The 17,411-nt window shown below is 48.0% G+C and carries 5 protein-coding genes; 1 reads left to right on the top strand and 4 read right to left on the bottom strand.

All coding sequences use genetic code 11. The features are described from left to right. Positions 1–694 precede the first annotated feature (694 nt). Positions 695–8,278, top strand: coding sequence for a TcdA/TcdB pore-forming domain-containing protein (locus HGO23_RS07635; RefSeq protein ID WP_209028467.1), 7,584 nt, complete (start codon positions 695–697; stop codon positions 8,276–8,278). A 471-nt stretch (positions 8,279–8,749) separates the two neighbouring features. On the opposite strand, the gene HGO23_RS07630 is transcribed toward HGO23_RS07635, so the two are convergent. From HGO23_RS07630 to HGO23_RS07615, 4 genes are read right to left on the bottom strand one after another with little or no spacing between them, the layout of a single operon-like run. Next, complete coding sequence (locus tag HGO23_RS07630) at positions 8,750–9,847, bottom strand: ABC transporter permease (protein WP_209028466.1); 1,098 nt, start codon at positions 9,845–9,847, stop codon at positions 8,750–8,752. Beyond that, positions 9,840–10,787, bottom strand: a complete 948-nt coding sequence (locus tag HGO23_RS07625) for an ABC transporter ATP-binding protein (protein ID WP_209028465.1) — start codon at positions 10,785–10,787, stop codon at positions 9,840–9,842. Before HGO23_RS07625 ends, HGO23_RS07630 begins: the two co-directional genes overlap by 8 nt. 10 nt (positions 10,788–10,797) lie before the next feature. Next, positions 10,798–12,384 (bottom strand): condensation domain-containing protein, encoded by a 1,587-nt coding sequence (locus tag HGO23_RS07620; RefSeq protein ID WP_209028464.1) that lies wholly within the window; start codon positions 12,382–12,384, stop codon positions 10,798–10,800. Beyond that, on the bottom strand, positions 12,381–17,405 hold the full coding sequence (locus tag HGO23_RS07615) for a type I polyketide synthase (RefSeq protein WP_244967919.1): 5,025 nt from the start codon (positions 17,403–17,405) through the stop codon (positions 12,381–12,383). The genes HGO23_RS07620 and HGO23_RS07615 overlap by 4 nt, the downstream gene beginning before the upstream one ends. Positions 17,406–17,411: the final 6 nt, after the last annotated feature.

Genomic DNA, 17,411 nt, shown 5'->3' with positions numbered 1-17,411 from the left:
TCTGAATAACTATTTATACCCTTCATCTCTTATTTTAATTATAACCATGATTTATTACTCACTATTAAATCAGCACAGTTATTTATCTGTATAATTTTGATTGTCATTTAGATTCAAGTCCACATTATTTTTTATTTAATATAGGGTGTTTTTTAATTATTACGGAGAGAGAAATAAAACAAATTATACAGTTCATAAATTACATACTGACATTTGATTTATTATTCAGAAGGTATAACAGGCAGGTGAATACTGAGGGATGGTGTAATTTTCAATTAAGGAATAACTAAGATATCTATTTTAAAGAAGGGAATATTTAGTGAAGGTTTATTATTCTTGAGGTAATAAAGAATTAATTTTGGAGAAAAACTTATGCTCTCATGCCGCTATTCGAAAATGACGAAGATACAAAATGTTCCAAATAGCATACCGTCATATCGGAACTGGCAAGGGTCGTTATAAAGCCTTTGACGTCATATCCAGATAATAAAATAAACGAAAATAACTAGATAACAAACATCATCATTATAAATCCACCAATTGATTTATAGACGCAATTATTTGCTTAAATCGCAATTGCTAATAGTGATCATTACTGACAATAATTATCAACACAGTTAGATATCTTTAGATATTCTGACTAACTTCCGCGACGCAAAAAGCTTCGCTCAAAAACAGACAAAGGATTACTGTAATGGTTTATATGTCCAAAGACTTCAAAAAATTGCTCAATACTCTGATCGATCGACAGATCAAAGCGACGGGTCGTCAGACCGAATGGTTCAACATGGATGCCGACGAGCGTGCCGACTATATCAGGCAGGTAAACGAACGGCTGCAAGAAATGCAGCAAAGTACCCTGAGTGTATTGGCAGCCCAGCATTTTCAGATGCAGGACAACCCTGTTTCTATCGACGACCAGTTGCAGACGCTACAGCAAAGACGGCAGCAGATGAACAGTAAACCTGACACGCCGGCGATCAAGGCCTACAAGCAGCAACTAGAGCGCGATATCCGGATATACAGCCGCCAACAGACGTCCATGACGCATTTTGAAAGCACCTGGAACAAAGCGTTGACTATGCTCAGTTCCGGCAAGCCCCAGGATGCCAAAAACCTGAGTGAGGGCAAGGCGGACAAACAGGCCAAACTGAATGCCAAGATCCAGTTCCTGGAACAGCAACTAGCCACACAGGTGGCCGACTCCACGTTTACCCCAGAATACGTGGTGCTGTTTTCCGAGCTGCAAGCTTACAGGGACGTCAATGCCCGCTACAACGACTTACTCAAGGCATCCCCGACGAAAGAGGCTGCGGCTCTCGACGCGCTGACCAAGGTGCCCCAAGCCTCCGATGATCTGCCGGTAAATATTTCACTACTGTTGATGGAAGAACGTCCTGGCTACATCCGCATGAACGTCGCTCTGGTCAATGCCAGCACCGATGGACGCTTCAAGGACTTCTTTCTGGAGAACGGTAGGTTGGTCGTGCCGACGAATGGGGTACTCAACTTCTCCTTCGGTACCGCAGCCCGCTCCCTGGCCTGGCAACAACAATACCGGCTCAAGAGTGAGCCGCCATCATTTCGCTCGCCGACTTATGCGCCAATTCGTTCAGTGCTGGTCAAAACTGCATTCGTCGAGAAGTACTTCTCCAACTATCTGGTTTCGGAAAGTACCTTGCGCGAAGGCTTCAAGGCGCAGTTGCTGGATAATGGCCGCAAGATGTTGCTGACCAACGTTGACCGCAAAGTGCCGAACCAGATTGGGATTCAGGTGTCTGGTCAAGCTTTGAATACCACTATCACCCGTGAGGTGCCATTGCCAAGAGCCTTGAGTGATCTGATCAACCAGAATGCTGATATCTCCAGCTTCCAGACTATCGGCCTGGAGGGGTTTCGCCAGAACAGTCACCACCCGGATCGTGACGGGCTTTTCGTCAATATCCATGAGCTGGAACGCTCGGTTGGTTTTGCCGGGCGCCAGTATTTGCTGGAAATGCCACCGGGCAAAACCCCGAGCAAAACTCACTTGTCCGCAACGCCCTTTGTGGTGATGAGCGTTGATGGCGACAAGATCAGCAGTAGTCACTTGAGTAAGACACAGGCCGCCGAATTGTATCAATACAACGCCGCATTTTTCGAGAAGCTGGATCAATTGCGAGACGATGGTGCGAAAGCCAGTCGTTTGTTTGAAGGCAGCAGCGAACGCACAGCGTTCGAGCAGCAACTGGTGCGTTTGCTCGAACGCAACCATATCACCCCCGCAGGGGTGTTGGAATCGGAGTACACCTCTGACAGAATGCGCGATATCAAGGGCAATAACCTGAACAAGTCACTGTGGGAACAGGCGTTCGCCGCTTCGGTCTGGCAGAACGTCAATAATGACCCGCTGTTGTTCGGATTAGCGGCGAGCTTGGTGGAGAACCCGGCTATGGACAAGGTTCTGCAAAATGGCTATGTGCAAAGTGACATTGCCCAGGCCAAGAAGCTGTTGGCGCCACTGTACGAACAGTGGCGTATTCAGGCTGTCGAAGAGGAAACCCAGCGGGTCGCCAGCGCCAATATAGCACAGCATCCAAGCAACCCGAAAATACAGGTTTTCGATCAGGCTGCGGTTGAGCACTTGCTGGATAGCAAGTTGCTCACCCTGTTGTTGGCTGATCCCAAGGTTCTTGAGAGCAATGATATACAACTGTATCTGACGGTTGAAGAGGCGCGAGAGGCACTGTTGAGTAATGAGGGCAGGAGCCTGCGCAAACAGGTCTTGTTCCATGTTTTGCGTCCGGTAGCCGATAGCTTTTCCAAGCTTGCAGTCCCGGTAAATCCCCATGCTGAGTTGATGTCGGAAAAAGGTGACAACAAGGTCATAATCAATAACCGGCTGAATCAACCAGACCCATATCTGATCCTCAATACCGGCCCTGAGGAGCTGGCGTATCACGATGGTCCGTACCTGCTCAAGGACGATAAGTACCGCAGCTACAACCAGTTTCGGCCGGATCCCAATAATAAGGCTACACTCTACATGAATGACCTGGATACCCCGTTCGTAGGCGGGATTTCAGGGACCACCCAGACTGTCAGCAATGTCTTACCGGAATTGTTCGGTCGCACGTTGAGCGTTAAGGAGTACTGGCAGTTCCAGATGGCCAATGCGGCCTTCATGATCCGTAACGGCTATCACTCGTTCTTTGAAACCTTCTATGTCGCTGCGCGTTACGAACCGAAGAGTGCGGACAGTATCGGCAAGGACATGTTACAGATGTTCGACAACTACCGCGCTGAAAGCAAAGAGAAAGCGTTGCAGGGTGAATTGTATAAGGGAGTGATGGAACGAGTCTTGCCGATCATCAATCAGGGCTTGCCAGAGGCTAAGAAGTTCCATTCACCGCTTTTTACCCGCTCTGGTCCAATGCCGGCGCTACCGGAACAGGAGAAAGGTCGCTACCATCATGAATCAGAGAGCATTGCTCCGTTCGATGAAAAACCTGTCAGTAACTGGGAAAAGCCGGTAGTTGAGGTTCACCATGAGGGTGGAATGTCCCGCTTTGATGGTCAGCTGATTATTCAGCTTGAAAACGACCCTGTAGTAAGAGCAGCGGCAGCAAAATTGGCGGGAAAACACCCTGATTCGGTGCTAGTGCAGCTGGATGCCCGGGGTCAATACCAAATGGTTCATGGTGACCTGACTATCCTGAAGGATAAAGAAAAAATCCGCTGGCAACTGGTTGGTCATAGCCGCAATGGTGAGGATAAAATTAATCACCAGACGCTGGCCAAACGCACTCCGGAAGATCTGGCGTCACAACTCAGCCAGTTCTGTACAGACTCCGGCGTTAAAACGCCCCCTGAACATATCAGCATGGTGAGCTGTTCACTGGCTGGTGAGAACCAGCAGGAAAGCTATGCGCTAAAGTTTGCTCAGTCGCTTGACCAGCGTATTCGTCCACTTTCTGTTAAGGCTTATACCACTCAAATTACTGTCAGCCCTGAAGGCCGGAAACAATTCGTGGAAAACGGTAATAAAGTCACGCTTGCTTTTAATCCGGAGAATAGTGTATGGGCGAAAACAGTAACGCCAGGTAAATCAGTCCTTACAGGGGATATGGTTAACCCGCCACTGGGAAACAAAACGGCTCCGGTTCCAGACAATGTGCAGGTTGACATCCGGTTGCTGGAGATGCTTAACCGTGCAGAGGATTTTCAGCAGGCCACGGAGCAGCTGTACAGCAAAAACGCACTGTCCGCAGAAGAATGGCAGCCAGTACTGGGCAGCCTCAGGGAGAGTGAGTCCCAGCCGGGAAGTTATTCTTTACAGTTTATTAATACGGCACGGTCTGAGCTTTCTCCCCAGACATTCACAACGGATGACCAACGTATTATTGATTTTATTCATTCTTATGATAAAGATCTCGAGACTGTCAGCAAAACTCACGAGTATACCAAAGGGAAACTAACCCTGCGTACAGGTATCCCTGAAGTAGATGCTGTTCACGGACTGAATTCCGCCTTTATGATTAAGACGCTGATCCCTTGGTTTGCCGATAGAAACCGCACCACCGTAGCCAGTGATGGGGTGCCCAATACAATGCCCTCTACGTTAGAGACCGCACTGCGGGTGCACACTTATGTTAACCTGGCGCAGATGGCTCATGGTGTGTTGGAAGACAGCGCCAAACTCGCCAATTTGTACAGGGCGGTGGCCAATGAAGGCCGGGAAGTGACCAGCAGCCTGTTTTCATCGCTGTCTCATGTCAGCATTGGTGTCGGAGCGGGTTTAAATATCATCAGTGTGGTACTGGACGGCATAGAACTGGCGCATGCACAGAATGAATCCCAGAAGGCGGTTTATGGTACTCAGCTGGCATTTGACAGTGCTGGCCTGGTTACAACTGGCGTGGGTATTGGTGCCGGGATCTTCGGTGCCCCGATTGTTGCTGGCTTTGCCTCCTCGCTGGCAGTACCACTGGCTGGTTTGGGTATTGGTTTTACGGCTCTGGCCGAGGCATTCGGCAGAGTGGCCAATGATGCACAGGCGGTAGGTAATTATTTTGCCGATCTGGACGCAGCTTATCGGCAGGGTGGATACCGGCAGACGGAAAAAGTGGCAAAAGATGGCAGCCGTTATACGGTGATGGAGCCGATCCCCGGCGCCGTGATCCGTCAGCTCGATTTACGCCACGGTCACCTGACTTTTGACAGCCAGTATCTCTATCGCAACGACCCGACCTACTCATGGGGCTCAGGCTGGAAAAATTACTTTTTCTGGTGGTCCGGCAGAGCGGCTGATACTGATAAAGAGCATGCAATTAATATCCGCGAAGGCATCGGTCACAAACAGGCGCAGGTCAACTTCCATTTCCGTCCTAGAAGCAGCGATATACTGATCCTGCCAGTTACCATGAAGTCCTACATTAATTACGAATATATGACCCTGCCCTTCGTCACTGCCCGCAACGACCGCGGATTTGATGTTCTGCGACGACTGGAAGAAGACGGACGATTCGACTTTGATTTTTATGCTTTTCCCTCAGAGCGCGTGGTACGCCGTATAAAGCCGGAATTTGTTGCGACGCCGATTGACATCATTCTGGATGATGAAGACCGGGATATTGTCATTCCGCAGTTGCCGGAAGATGTTCACGGGTTCTTGTCCTATCAGCTGACTGGCGGGAAGGGCAAATACCGTATCAGCTTGCAGGAGGGGGTTTCTCTGTCCTTGCAGGGAAACATCAGTACCCACTGGATACTGGATGCCCGTCATATCGGCTCTCATGTTAACCCCAGTCTCAGCAAAAAAGATAACAGACAACTACTGCATATCGGCAGTATAAAGATAATCCTGCCTGAAGAGTCGGATAATATTTCCATCATGAGTAATGCAGGGATATTTTCTGTCGAGCAGAACAAAGAGAATCCATGGCAGATAACAGAGATCTCAACGGATGCTGACCAGTTTAACAACCTGCATGCGTTGCATGATCATCTCAGGCAGTTAAGCAATTCTGAACATCACAACAGGCCATATTTAGTGGTGGAACACTACCAGCACTCACCGCAAAGCCGTCCTGTCGGCCGTGCATTCTATGAGACCGGTCGTGATCGTATGATTTACACCAACGTCCCTGACGCAGCAGATTTTCTCAGCTATGCAGAGCTGGCGAAAGTTGAGGATAATAAGGCATGGTTTTACCGGGATGCCACGCTCTGGCAAGTGGATATTGTCAGTGGCGAAGTTCTGCGGCAGTATCTGCCGATAAAATTTCCGGGGAGTGATCAGGAGAAAATCAGCAGTCATGTGATGCAGGGCAATGACCAGCTCTGGTTTGTGGTGGAACAGCAGCTGGATGAAGGCCGTATCTCGTATACTTATCAGGTGGCAGAGGAAGCACTGAAACTGGTGGCAGTTGACGGGAATACGTCCATGCTGGCTGGCCTGAATAAAATCAGTGAAAAAAACTTCGTCTCCCTCGATTCCAGTGACGGTGAGTTTAATGGCCTTCTGACACCACTGGCGGAGAATCAGTGGTTCACCGGCGATCTCTGTGCGCCGGAACGTCAGGTTAAAGGCAGCCCGTCGGAGGTGATCAGCCTTTCTGGGCGAGTAGCTGGTGTGGATAGACATTACTGGTTACAAACTGATGGAAAGCAGTTGCAGCATGTGGTCAAAATGAACCGGATAAATCCGGATCAGGAGGATGCCGGCATCCTGGATGAGCTGAAAAAGAAAAATTCGGATCGGCTGGCCCTGACGGCTGATTTCACCCTTGTTTTCACCACAACCGGTGATAAACCGGGTTATTATTTTTACAGCCATCAGAGACATCGTCTTTATTTTCAGCGGGATAATGGCCTGTCCGGCACTCCGGCCAGCAAGGTAGCTGTTGATGATATCAGATCCGTATCCATAGCGAACAAGCAGTTAGTTGCACTTTCCAGTAGTGGCCTGTTGTGGCTGGCAGATGATCAGGGCAGTATCCGTCTGATCGGGGTGACGGCAGACTGGCTGCTGCTTCAATCTCACCAAAAGGGTCTGACAGTCGCACTGAGTCAACTGGCGCAGGATAATCCAGATCGGTTCAGCACCCTGCTGCTGCTAGGGTTGCAGGATAGCAATGGAAAACCAATCAGTGCCTGGTATGACAGTACGGCAGGTCGGGTGGTGCAGGGCGGAGTTGGTCTCATTACAGAACACACTCTGACCTATCTGGGTTTAGCGGAGGATGGCAGTCAGGCATGGATTTTTGACACCGATAACCATCAGTTATATCGTCAGCCACTGTCGGCGGAGTCTGACCTTAAGTTGAGTGAAAAGCGGGTGCTCTCTGAGGAACCTGCCGCAGCGGAACTCTGGCTCCCCAGCCATCAATACCGTAGTGCAGTTCGTCAGGGCAATGCACTCCGGCTGGAAACCCCGGACGGCGCGGTCTTACTGCTGTCAGCTGATGCCAAGATGACAGACCGCCCGGTGCTGATTGCCTGGCATATGCAGGGTCGCCCGGACAGTCAAATTGCCTCAGCCATTGTGGCGCTCAGGAATGAAGTTGAATTACCGCAAGCCGTTAGACTGTTTTCTGAGCGTGGTTATCCTGCTTGGTATCTGCCGAAGGAAGGTAAAACACTTTGTTCCAGCATACTTAACTCGAATCATGTTCTGCATTACTTGGGTCAGGTTGCCGGGCAGGAGGCCAGTTATATCCATGACCAGACTACCGGAGAATTGTGGCAAGTCAGCGAAGGAAAGTCCGCCCCAGTGGGGAATTACCGTTTTGTTAACCGAACACCGGAGAGTCTGGTGTTACAGGTGGGTCAGGTTCCTTTGGATGAAAAAATCCGTCTGCCGCAACTGGCAGGCATCGATCGACTGGTCATCACCGGACATTCAAAAGAATCGTATTACTGGCTTTCCCCCTCCGAGGCGCTGACTCACTATCGGCATATCACGATAGATGACCGGGGTCAGGGTTCAGTCATCCGGTTTTCTGATACCTGCATAGCCAACCTGTCACTCTGGCGCAGTGACCAAAATCTAGTGCTGCTTCATCAGGCATCAGAAGACACCAATATATACATTGTCAATATTGAACAGGCGGCTAAACGCGATATGAAGCTTGAAAGCACCGGAACTCTGACGCTGAAGAGGACGAAGATAATTGACTTACTGGGAAGAATGGCCGAACTGACGAAATTAAACCCCGATGTCAGCCGTTTCGAGCTGGTATCAGAGGAAGGTAAACTCAGGATAAAACCAGCTGAGCGTATAGAGAAGCCAGAGTAGTTTTCATCTATTCCGGCGCATTCAGTACTTATACCCCGGTGTAGCGCTCTATCGCAGTTGCGATAGAACTGGAGTTGGTGAAAAAGGCTCTAGGGCGCAGTGTTAAGCAACTGGTCGATCTAATTGACCAGTTGCCCAATGTTGATCATTTCAAACTCATCCTCCAATTCATCATAAGCCTGCTTCACTTCTGGATTTTGCAAAAACTGATAACTGATGACATGGATGGCCTATTGGCCTGATGAGAAACCTAACATAAAAAATGGCTCTTTGAAGCCGAACACTTTTTAAGGTTCATCAGGCGCGAAACTCATCAAGGCGCGGGCATCCTTGCCTATAGTGACCATAGATTTATAGATGGATAAAGACTAATCTGAATAACAGCAATGGATTATCTGAATTTAAAAAATAAGCGGCCGCCAAAGCAGCCACTTATTTTTAAGTAATACCTACAAACCTGATACCATCCAATTAATACCAGCGAAAAATTCGCATTCCTAATATAAAGGCGATAATCCCAATCACAATTAACGCAATTGAAGCGGGCACAACTTGTAATAGATCCCCACCTTCAATAAATACCTTGCGCATATTATCTGCCAGAATAGTTAACGGCAGGTATTCAACGATACTCACCATCCATTGTGGAAAGTGTTTGTAACTGAAAAAGATCCCTGATACCAAAACCTGTACCAGAATCGAAACTTCCAGCAATCCATTCGCCGTCTGGGCTTTGCGCGCGCGGGATGCTACCAAAACCGCTACACCGGAGAAACAGATGTTTCCCGTGAACAGTAAAAGCAAAAAGGCGTAAAACGATCCCTGTATTTCTATGTCGAAGTAAATTTCGGCAAACAGGTAAATCATCAATATTTCAGCGAAGTTAATGATCAGACAGGCCAGAATGTGTGCCATCAGAAATGTGGATTTACGCATCGGTGTGATGCACATCTGACGTGTTACCCGTGCAATGCGTTTCTCTGCCAGTGCCCAACCGACCGCGATCAGACAGGTTTCCATAATTGCCATCGCCAACAATCCCGGCACCAGGAAATCCAGATAACGTAACCCCGGTGTTTCCAGTATGAAGAGGTTTTCGTCTGCCTGTTTTCCCTCCTGTTGATTGAGCAGGTAGTAAGTCAACAGTGCATTACTGTCCTGCGGATCAAGGTAGTGAACCCGCTTGCCTTCTGCATTCTGTTCAATAAACATCTGGATATCACCACGTTTCAACCCCAGAACTACAGCATCGTGATCAGAATAATATTTAATGCGATATTTCACCTTCACCAATTTATCACGTTTGATTTCATCCTGATTGATAATGCCGGAGATAATGTGCTCATGTGCTGCAAGCTGCTCTCCCCATTGTTTGATCTTATGCTGTTCCGCAATTTCTGTAGGCAGGACGATACCGATATCCCTTTCCGGGATATCCTGAGATGAGAATGAAACTCCTAATAACCAAACCAGCAACAGCGGAAAACCAAATGACCAGAACAGTATTTCCGGTTCACGGAGATATTGCCGGAATTGGGTTTTCATCAGATTGACCAGTGCACTATTCATGGAATCTTCTCCCTGCCAGAATCATGAACAAATCATCTAATGTTTTTTTCCTGACCATAAACTCATTGATATCTGCATTGACTTTTTTAGCAAACTCAAAAAGATAGGCCACAAAACTGGCAGAGTCGTTAATCATCATACGAACCTTGTGTTTTTTCTCATCGTACTCATAACTTAGTACCTGGCCGTGTTGACTCAGTACCTGCAAACGTTCAGGAAATTGGGTGCTCAGTTCAATCAGGTCGCCGTTACAGTGTTTTTTCAACAATTCATCCATACTGCCCTGTGCAATGATTTCCCCCTTGTTCATGATACAAATGCGATCACATAAGTATTCAGCCTCTTCCATATAATGGGTTGTCAGAATCATTGTTGACTGTTTTTCCCGGTTAAGTTTACGCAGAATATCCCATGTATCATGGCGGAAACGCGGATCAAGCCCGGTCGTAGGCTCATCCAATATCAGGATTTCCGGCTCATTCATAATGGCGACACCCAGTGCCAGTCGCTGACGCTGTCCCCCCGATAAACCCTCCACATAAGTTTTGTGTTTTTCCGTCAACTCAACCAACTCCATAACATCTTGTACCCGTTTACGTGAACAGCCATAGAAACTACCGAACAGAGTCAGAACTTCTTCCACTTTCAGTTTATTGATGAACAATGTTTCCTGTAAGACACCACTAAGACGTTGACGCAAGTAATGTGCGTCATGCTGCCAGGTTTTTCCCAATACCTGTACAGAGCCTGAATCCGGTTTTTTCAGGCCTTCCAGTATCTCAACCAGTGTCGTTTTCCCCGCACCATTCGGGCCAAGCAGGCCAATAAACTCCCCACGATACACATCCAGAGAAATACCTTTCAGTGCTTGATAATCTTTGAAGTGTTTCTTGACTTGGTTAAACTCAATCACTTTCTCTTCTTGATTCTGAATACCCATTCTCTGTATCTCATATGGTGATAAATTGGGAAAGGGAGGATAGTTTCGCTTTCAGCAACCCGGTAAAACGTGTGATCCCGTCTTGATTGAAACAGCAGCAATTGATTTGCATAATTGGTTTCCCATCTTCAGAGAGTGTGACGTAAATATTGATGGAATCATTTTCCCATCGAGTGGATATTGATTGACTGGATAAGGTTTGTTGTTCACGATGTTCACTTTTCCAATAGCCACTCAGACGCAATCCACCCGGTTTGTTATCAGCTACCGTAGATTTGAACGCATCCTGCAATATATTGATGTTAATCGTTGGTTGCGAAATTTCCACACTGTGTTTGTTTCGGCGGATGATGGACTGCGGCGGTCTCGGCTCCATAAACAGAAAATCAGCCAGAAAGCTCGGGTAAAGTTGAGCACGCCGGAATATTTTGCTATAGAGCCAGCTACCTGTTCGGATTGCCAGAGAATACAGCCGGGGACTGTTGTGCCAACGCTGCTTAGCCATAACACCAACAGGCAGGCTCCACGGGCATTCCATATGATCATAGGCACACAAAATATTTTCCCTGACCTGTTCCAGCAAGGCGACCGTTGTCGCCCCCTGTTCTGCTGCTTTAGTTGTGATCCTGTCCATGTTGATAGGCACTGGCATGATACGCAACATGGGTGCCATCAGCGTCTCACTTCCGGGTTGGTCCCGGCCTTCCAGCACCGAATTGAGTGAGAAACGTGACTGCCCTGTCATTTCATGAACAACCTCACCAATCAATGTCAGAAAGACCATCTGTAACGTTGCTTTGTGCCGTTTCGCCAGAACGTCCAGCAATGCGTAGCTATCATCGGGAAATGGCAGATAGAACTCATGATCGATAAAGTTCTCCTGATTAAGATCACTGGCGGGAAAACGTGCATAGGAATATCCCATCAAATGACGCCGCCAGAAAACCAGATCCTGCTGCCCCTGACGTTGATAGATCTCCCGCTCATAGCGTACCCATTCATCAATCTGCATCTGATCTACCATGCTTTTAGCTAGGCTTAACGGATTTTTCTTCCCCTGACACCTTTGTGCATAAAACCACCATAGTTGTTGTTCAAACAGGTACATGGCTCCTCCATCTGCCACAATGTGAGGAAAACATAAAAACAGCAGATGCTTTGATTCCTCCAGCCGGAAAAGCTGCGCCCGTAGATGAGGTGGCGATTTCAGGTCAAATGGTGTATTCAGGAATTGCCGGGCATTTTTGATAATGAACTGCTCCTGCTCATCGGCATCATACCCTGACAGATCTTGTAGGGGTAAGTCGAACTCCCGGACATGGCAAGTCCGCTGCATCGGCGCATAATCCAGAATTTCCGTACGCAGGGAGATATGCGACTGAATCAGGTTATTGATGGCTTGTTCCAGCAAGTTTGTCCGCAAGTCCCCTTCAATCAAAATACCTACCTGATTGTTGGCTGTATCCCCAAGTGCAGTGGATACAAACCAGAAACAGAGCTGAGAATACCCCAACGGGAACCAATTTCCTTTCCCTTTATTTTTTCCAGAATGATGCGCAGTCAGAGCTGTCTCGCGCTTCTGAGTATAGGCGGTCATTTCCTTCCCTCCGGGTTATCTGCCAGATTTTCCGTTTTCTGCCTGTTGCGCAGATTGACCTGTTCAGCTAATTGCTCAATGGTGGAGTGTTCATAAATAAAACCTACGGGAAACGTTACTTGCAGCCGTTGTTTAATTTTTGCGATGATCTGCACCGCCATGAGCGAGTGACCATGGAGTTCAAAGAAATCATCAAATACGCCCAATGGGCCAATACCCATTTTTTCCTGCCAGATATCAGCAATAATCTCTTCTGTCTGGTTACGCGGCGGTTGATAATCGACACTCAATACCGGGCGGGGATACAATTTCTGTTCATCTGTTTTCTGGGTAGCGGTCTTCTGTGTGGAAGCTGCGTCACTTTGCCATGAGCTTGTCTTCGCCCCATTTGGATCTTGCCCTGACGCAGTATTTTCTTCTGATCCGTGGTCAATATCCGGCAGCGGTAAGCCACGGGTAGAAATAGCATAAACACTGTCACCATGGGCCAATAGTGACTCCAGTAATTGGCAACCTTCTTCCGGCAGGATACCGTGTTTAATACTTTCCTGTTCCTCATCATCCTGATACCACTGGCGCAAGCTATCCACCGCCATTCCAACTTCACGCCATGAATCCCAGCCAATGGCAAGGTAACGGGTATGGTTTTTACTGCCTGAGTTTTTCTTGCTTGAGTTTTTATTGACTGAATAGTGTTGATGACGTGACAAGGCATAAGCATCTTCAAAAGCATTCGCTGCACAATAAGCAACTTGCCCCATTGATCCCACGGTAGATGCCAACGATGAACACAGGACGAAGAAGTCCAGTGGTTGACGTTTAAACCAGTTATCCAATACTTGTGTTCCCACCACTTTTGATTGGAAAACCTGAAGCGAGTCTTCGAGTCTGCGGTTTTGAATCAGTCCGCCGTCCGCAATACCGGCACAGTGGAAAATACCGTTGATCTGTCCATGCTGGAGTACAACATCTGTTAGCGCTTTACCGACTCTGGCCGCATCCGCTAAATCGGCTGCAATGACAGAAACAGAAGCCCCCATCTGTTGTAACTGTTGCAATAAACGGATATGACGTGACCGTTTATTGTCGGCATCATGATTTTCCAGCCAGTCTGACCACTCATTTTTAGGTGGCAATTCACTGCGGCTAATGAAAATTAAATGAGGCTGATAACGGCTCGCCAGATGCGTGGCTATCGTGGCGCCAATGCCACCAAATCCCCCAGTGATCAGGTAGTTGCCTCCCTGTCTGAATAATGGCGGTGACGCAACCGGCTGTGTGACGGTTTCAATCAACGGGACATAACGATGTCTGCCACGGAGTGCGACGATATTGTCTTGTTCGTTCTGTTGCTCTGTATTCTGCTTTTCCGATTGCCCGAGGATCTCCGTCAGCAATGTTGACATCATCGTGTTGGCCGGAATGGGATTGAGTAAAGGCAGTGACCATCGGGTAGCGGGCAATGCAATATCAATACTCTTACACTGTACCTGCTCAAACTCTTTTGGGATCACGCGACAAGGGCCAATAAGCAACGCCTTAGCAGGATCATTACAATCATGTTCAGTAATGGCATGCAGTCGGTTAGAGAGAATGTTTATTCTTAATGGGCTAATTTTTAAGACATCTGTTTTTAAAACATCTGCTTGCAGTCCATCCTTTGTTTCCATTCCATCGGTTGAGAAGCTATCCGATGAAACGTTATCCACCGCAAATTGCCGGGCAATATGCAGTAAGGATTCATAATTTGTGAAAGCTGTTTTCAATGCAATGGAGGGCGAACGAGTTATCGACCAGGCATGAATAATGTTATTCACCCGCACTTTCTGCTGCTTAAGCAAATCTGCCAGAGCCTGATAGTCTTCACTGTGCTGCGGATTAATCGTTACCTGACGGGAAGTGGTATCAGTATGGAAATGCTTGCCCTGTATCACCCGCCAGACTTCACCCCCCAATTGTGTCAGTGCAGTCGTTAACCGCTTTCCTATCCCGGCCCGATCCATAAAAATCAGGAAAACCTGACCGTTCAAACTGACATGATCCAGCATTGGTACGGTCATCTGTTTCCAGCGAACCTGATGGCTCCACTGTTCCAGTGGTAATCGTCCATTATCTGGTACAAATTGGCTGGAATGAAGATGGTTGTGATATGAATCATCACCAACCAATGTATCCAGACTGTAACGCTGATGCTGGAATACGTATCCGGGCAGAGGGAGGCGATGACGATTCTGTTGCCGATAAAACGCAGCCCAATCTACAGATATCCCCTGCTGCCACAACTGCCCCAATATATTCAGCAAATGCTGCCGATCCTGAATATCTTGTTTGATCCCACGTGTACTGCTGAGCACTCGTTGATATGCCGATATCCCCGTACTCTGTATTTTTGCCAGTCCGGCCAAAGTACTGCCCGGTCCGACTTCTAATAAGACCGGTGTTTTTGGCGATGAGGCTTTTTGAGACTGAACTTTTGCAGACGCCATTTGTTGGGACAACAAGCACGCAATACCTTGACTGAATGAAACCGGCTCACGTAACTGACGAACCCAATAATCCGGAGATGTTGCCTGTTCAGCGGTGATCCATGTTCCTGTTACACAAGAGATAAATGGCAATCTGGGCGCTGATAACGATATGCCATCAAATGACTGCCTGAACGGTTCCAGACAACCATCCATCATGGCACTGTGGAAAGCATGGGAAGTATGCAGCGCTTTTACTTCAATGCTATTTTCAGTTTCTTCCGCAAGACGGCCTTCCAGCGCTAATATAGCGTCTGTTTCGCCGGATACGACACAAAGCTCAGGAGCATTATAAGCTGACAGTGTTACGCCTTCGCTGAGATAGCCCTGTAATGTTTTCGCATCAAGTCCCACCGCTAACATTTTACCGGCAGGCATCTGGTTCATTAATCCTGCCCGCCTGACCACAATCTTCAATGCATCCTCTAAGGTAAATACGCCAGCAAGGCAAGCGGCTACATATTCACCTATACTGTGACCGATACAGGCTGTCGGGCGGAGCCCCCATTCCATCAGCAACTGGCTCAAAGCATATTCAACGACGAACAGAGCGGGTTGGGTATAGCGAGTTTGATACAGAACCGATGTTTCATCACGCTGAGTGGAGTCGAAGATCAGCGTACGGATATCTCGTCCCAGTAAGGGAAGCAGGATCACCGCACATTTATCAACGGTTGTTTTAAATTGTGGCTCCTGCTCATAGTATCCCTTCATCATGCCGGAATACTGAGCCCCTTGCCCACTGAACATAAAGACAACTGATGAGGAAACTGTACGTACTGTATTTTCCTGTACCACATTTTCCTGTGCTGTCTGGGATAAATAATTGTCCAGCGCCGCAATGGCGCTTTTGTGATCATGGCATACCAGACTATGTCGGTAATCCATTTCGTGACGTCCGATATGCAGGGTGTACGCGATATCAGCCAACAGCAATTGAGGCGATTTTTCCAGCCACTGACGAAATTTCAGCATATTTGCCCGTAATGCTGCCGGAGTTTTGGCTGAGAAACAGAGTAGCTGCTGCGAATGAGCAGGGCCTGATGAGGGAACACAGGGTGCCTCCTGTAAAATCATGTGGGCATTGGTTCCTCCGATGCCGAAGGAGCTCACCCCTGCGCGACGAACACTCTGACTCTGCCATTCCTCTCCTTCTGTTGGAATATAAAATCTTGAGCCTGTCAGATTAATTTCCGGATTCAAGCGGGTAAAGTTGACCGCTGGTGGCAGGTAGCGATGTGTCAGCATCTGTGCAACTTTCATGACTCCCGTTACACCCGCAGCAGAATCTACGTGCCCCAGATTGGCCTTCACAGAAGCGACTGCACAACGTATCCGGTCGGTTAACGGCTCTCCGACTAATTGCTCTTGAGATAGTTGCTCCTGAGATAATCGTTCCTGAACTCTGACAGCCTGTTGATCATAAGCATTAAGCAGAGCTTTCATCTCCATAGGATCACCAAGATGAGTGGCTGTGCCATGAGCTTCTATATAACTGATACTCTCTGCCGGAACATCTGCCGCCAATAATGCGCGCTGAAGTACCGCAGTCTGGCCTGCCACTGAAGGCGCGGTAAAACCGATTTTCTCCGCCCCATCGTTATTTACCGCAGAGCCTTTGATAATCGCATAAATATGATCGCCGCTGTCCAGTGCATCCTGTAACCGTTTAAGCACCAGAATCCCGACACCATCACCACCCAATGTACCGGACGCTTCCGCATCGAAAGTACGACAATGTCCATCATGGGATAGAATGCCACTACCATCAAAGTGATAACCGCTGTGGGATGGAAAACCGATATGAACACCGCCACCTAGCGCGATGTCACATTCTCCCGCCAGCAAAGACTGACAGGCATAGTGCAAGGCCACCATTGAACTTGAACAGGCAGAGCCGATAGTAAAACTCGGCCCCCGCAGGTTAAGTTTATAAGACACCCGTGTCGAAAGCAGGTCGTTATTATTGCCAAATAACAACACGTCCGACAAAAAGCGCCGCATTACAGTGGGGTAATTCAACAAATAGTGCAGTAAATAGCTGCTGCCGGAACTGCTGGCATATACACCGATTACCCCGTGGAATTTCTCCGGTGTATAGCCGGCATTTTCCAATGCCAGCCATGCGGTTTCCAGAAACAGACGCTGCTGTGGATCAATAGCCTGCGCTTCCCGTGGCGAATATCCAAAAAATTCCGCATCAAAATCTTCCGGATGGTCTAATACTGAAGCATTGCGAATGAAGTCGGCTCGCGAACGAGCCTCCATTGATATTCCTTCTGCATCCAGTTCAGCATCACTCAGTGGCCTGATGGATTCAACGCCGGCAGCGATATTCTGCCAGAATTGTTCAATATCATTAGCACCGGCAAATTGCCCGGCCATACCAATAATGGCAATTTCAAAACCATGCATTGATTCCATTGGTTGTGTCATCTGAGATTGCGCCATCTGAGAGTGATCCACCTGAACTTTATTAACTTCGGTGTTATTCATAATCCG

Origin of the sequence: Xenorhabdus budapestensis (assembly GCF_017743015.1) — a bacterium.
Taxonomy (GTDB): domain Bacteria; phylum Pseudomonadota; class Gammaproteobacteria; order Enterobacterales; family Enterobacteriaceae; genus Xenorhabdus; species Xenorhabdus budapestensis.
Note: the sequence above shows the minus strand (reverse complement) of the source record. Positions and strands in the feature narration are given on the sequence as shown.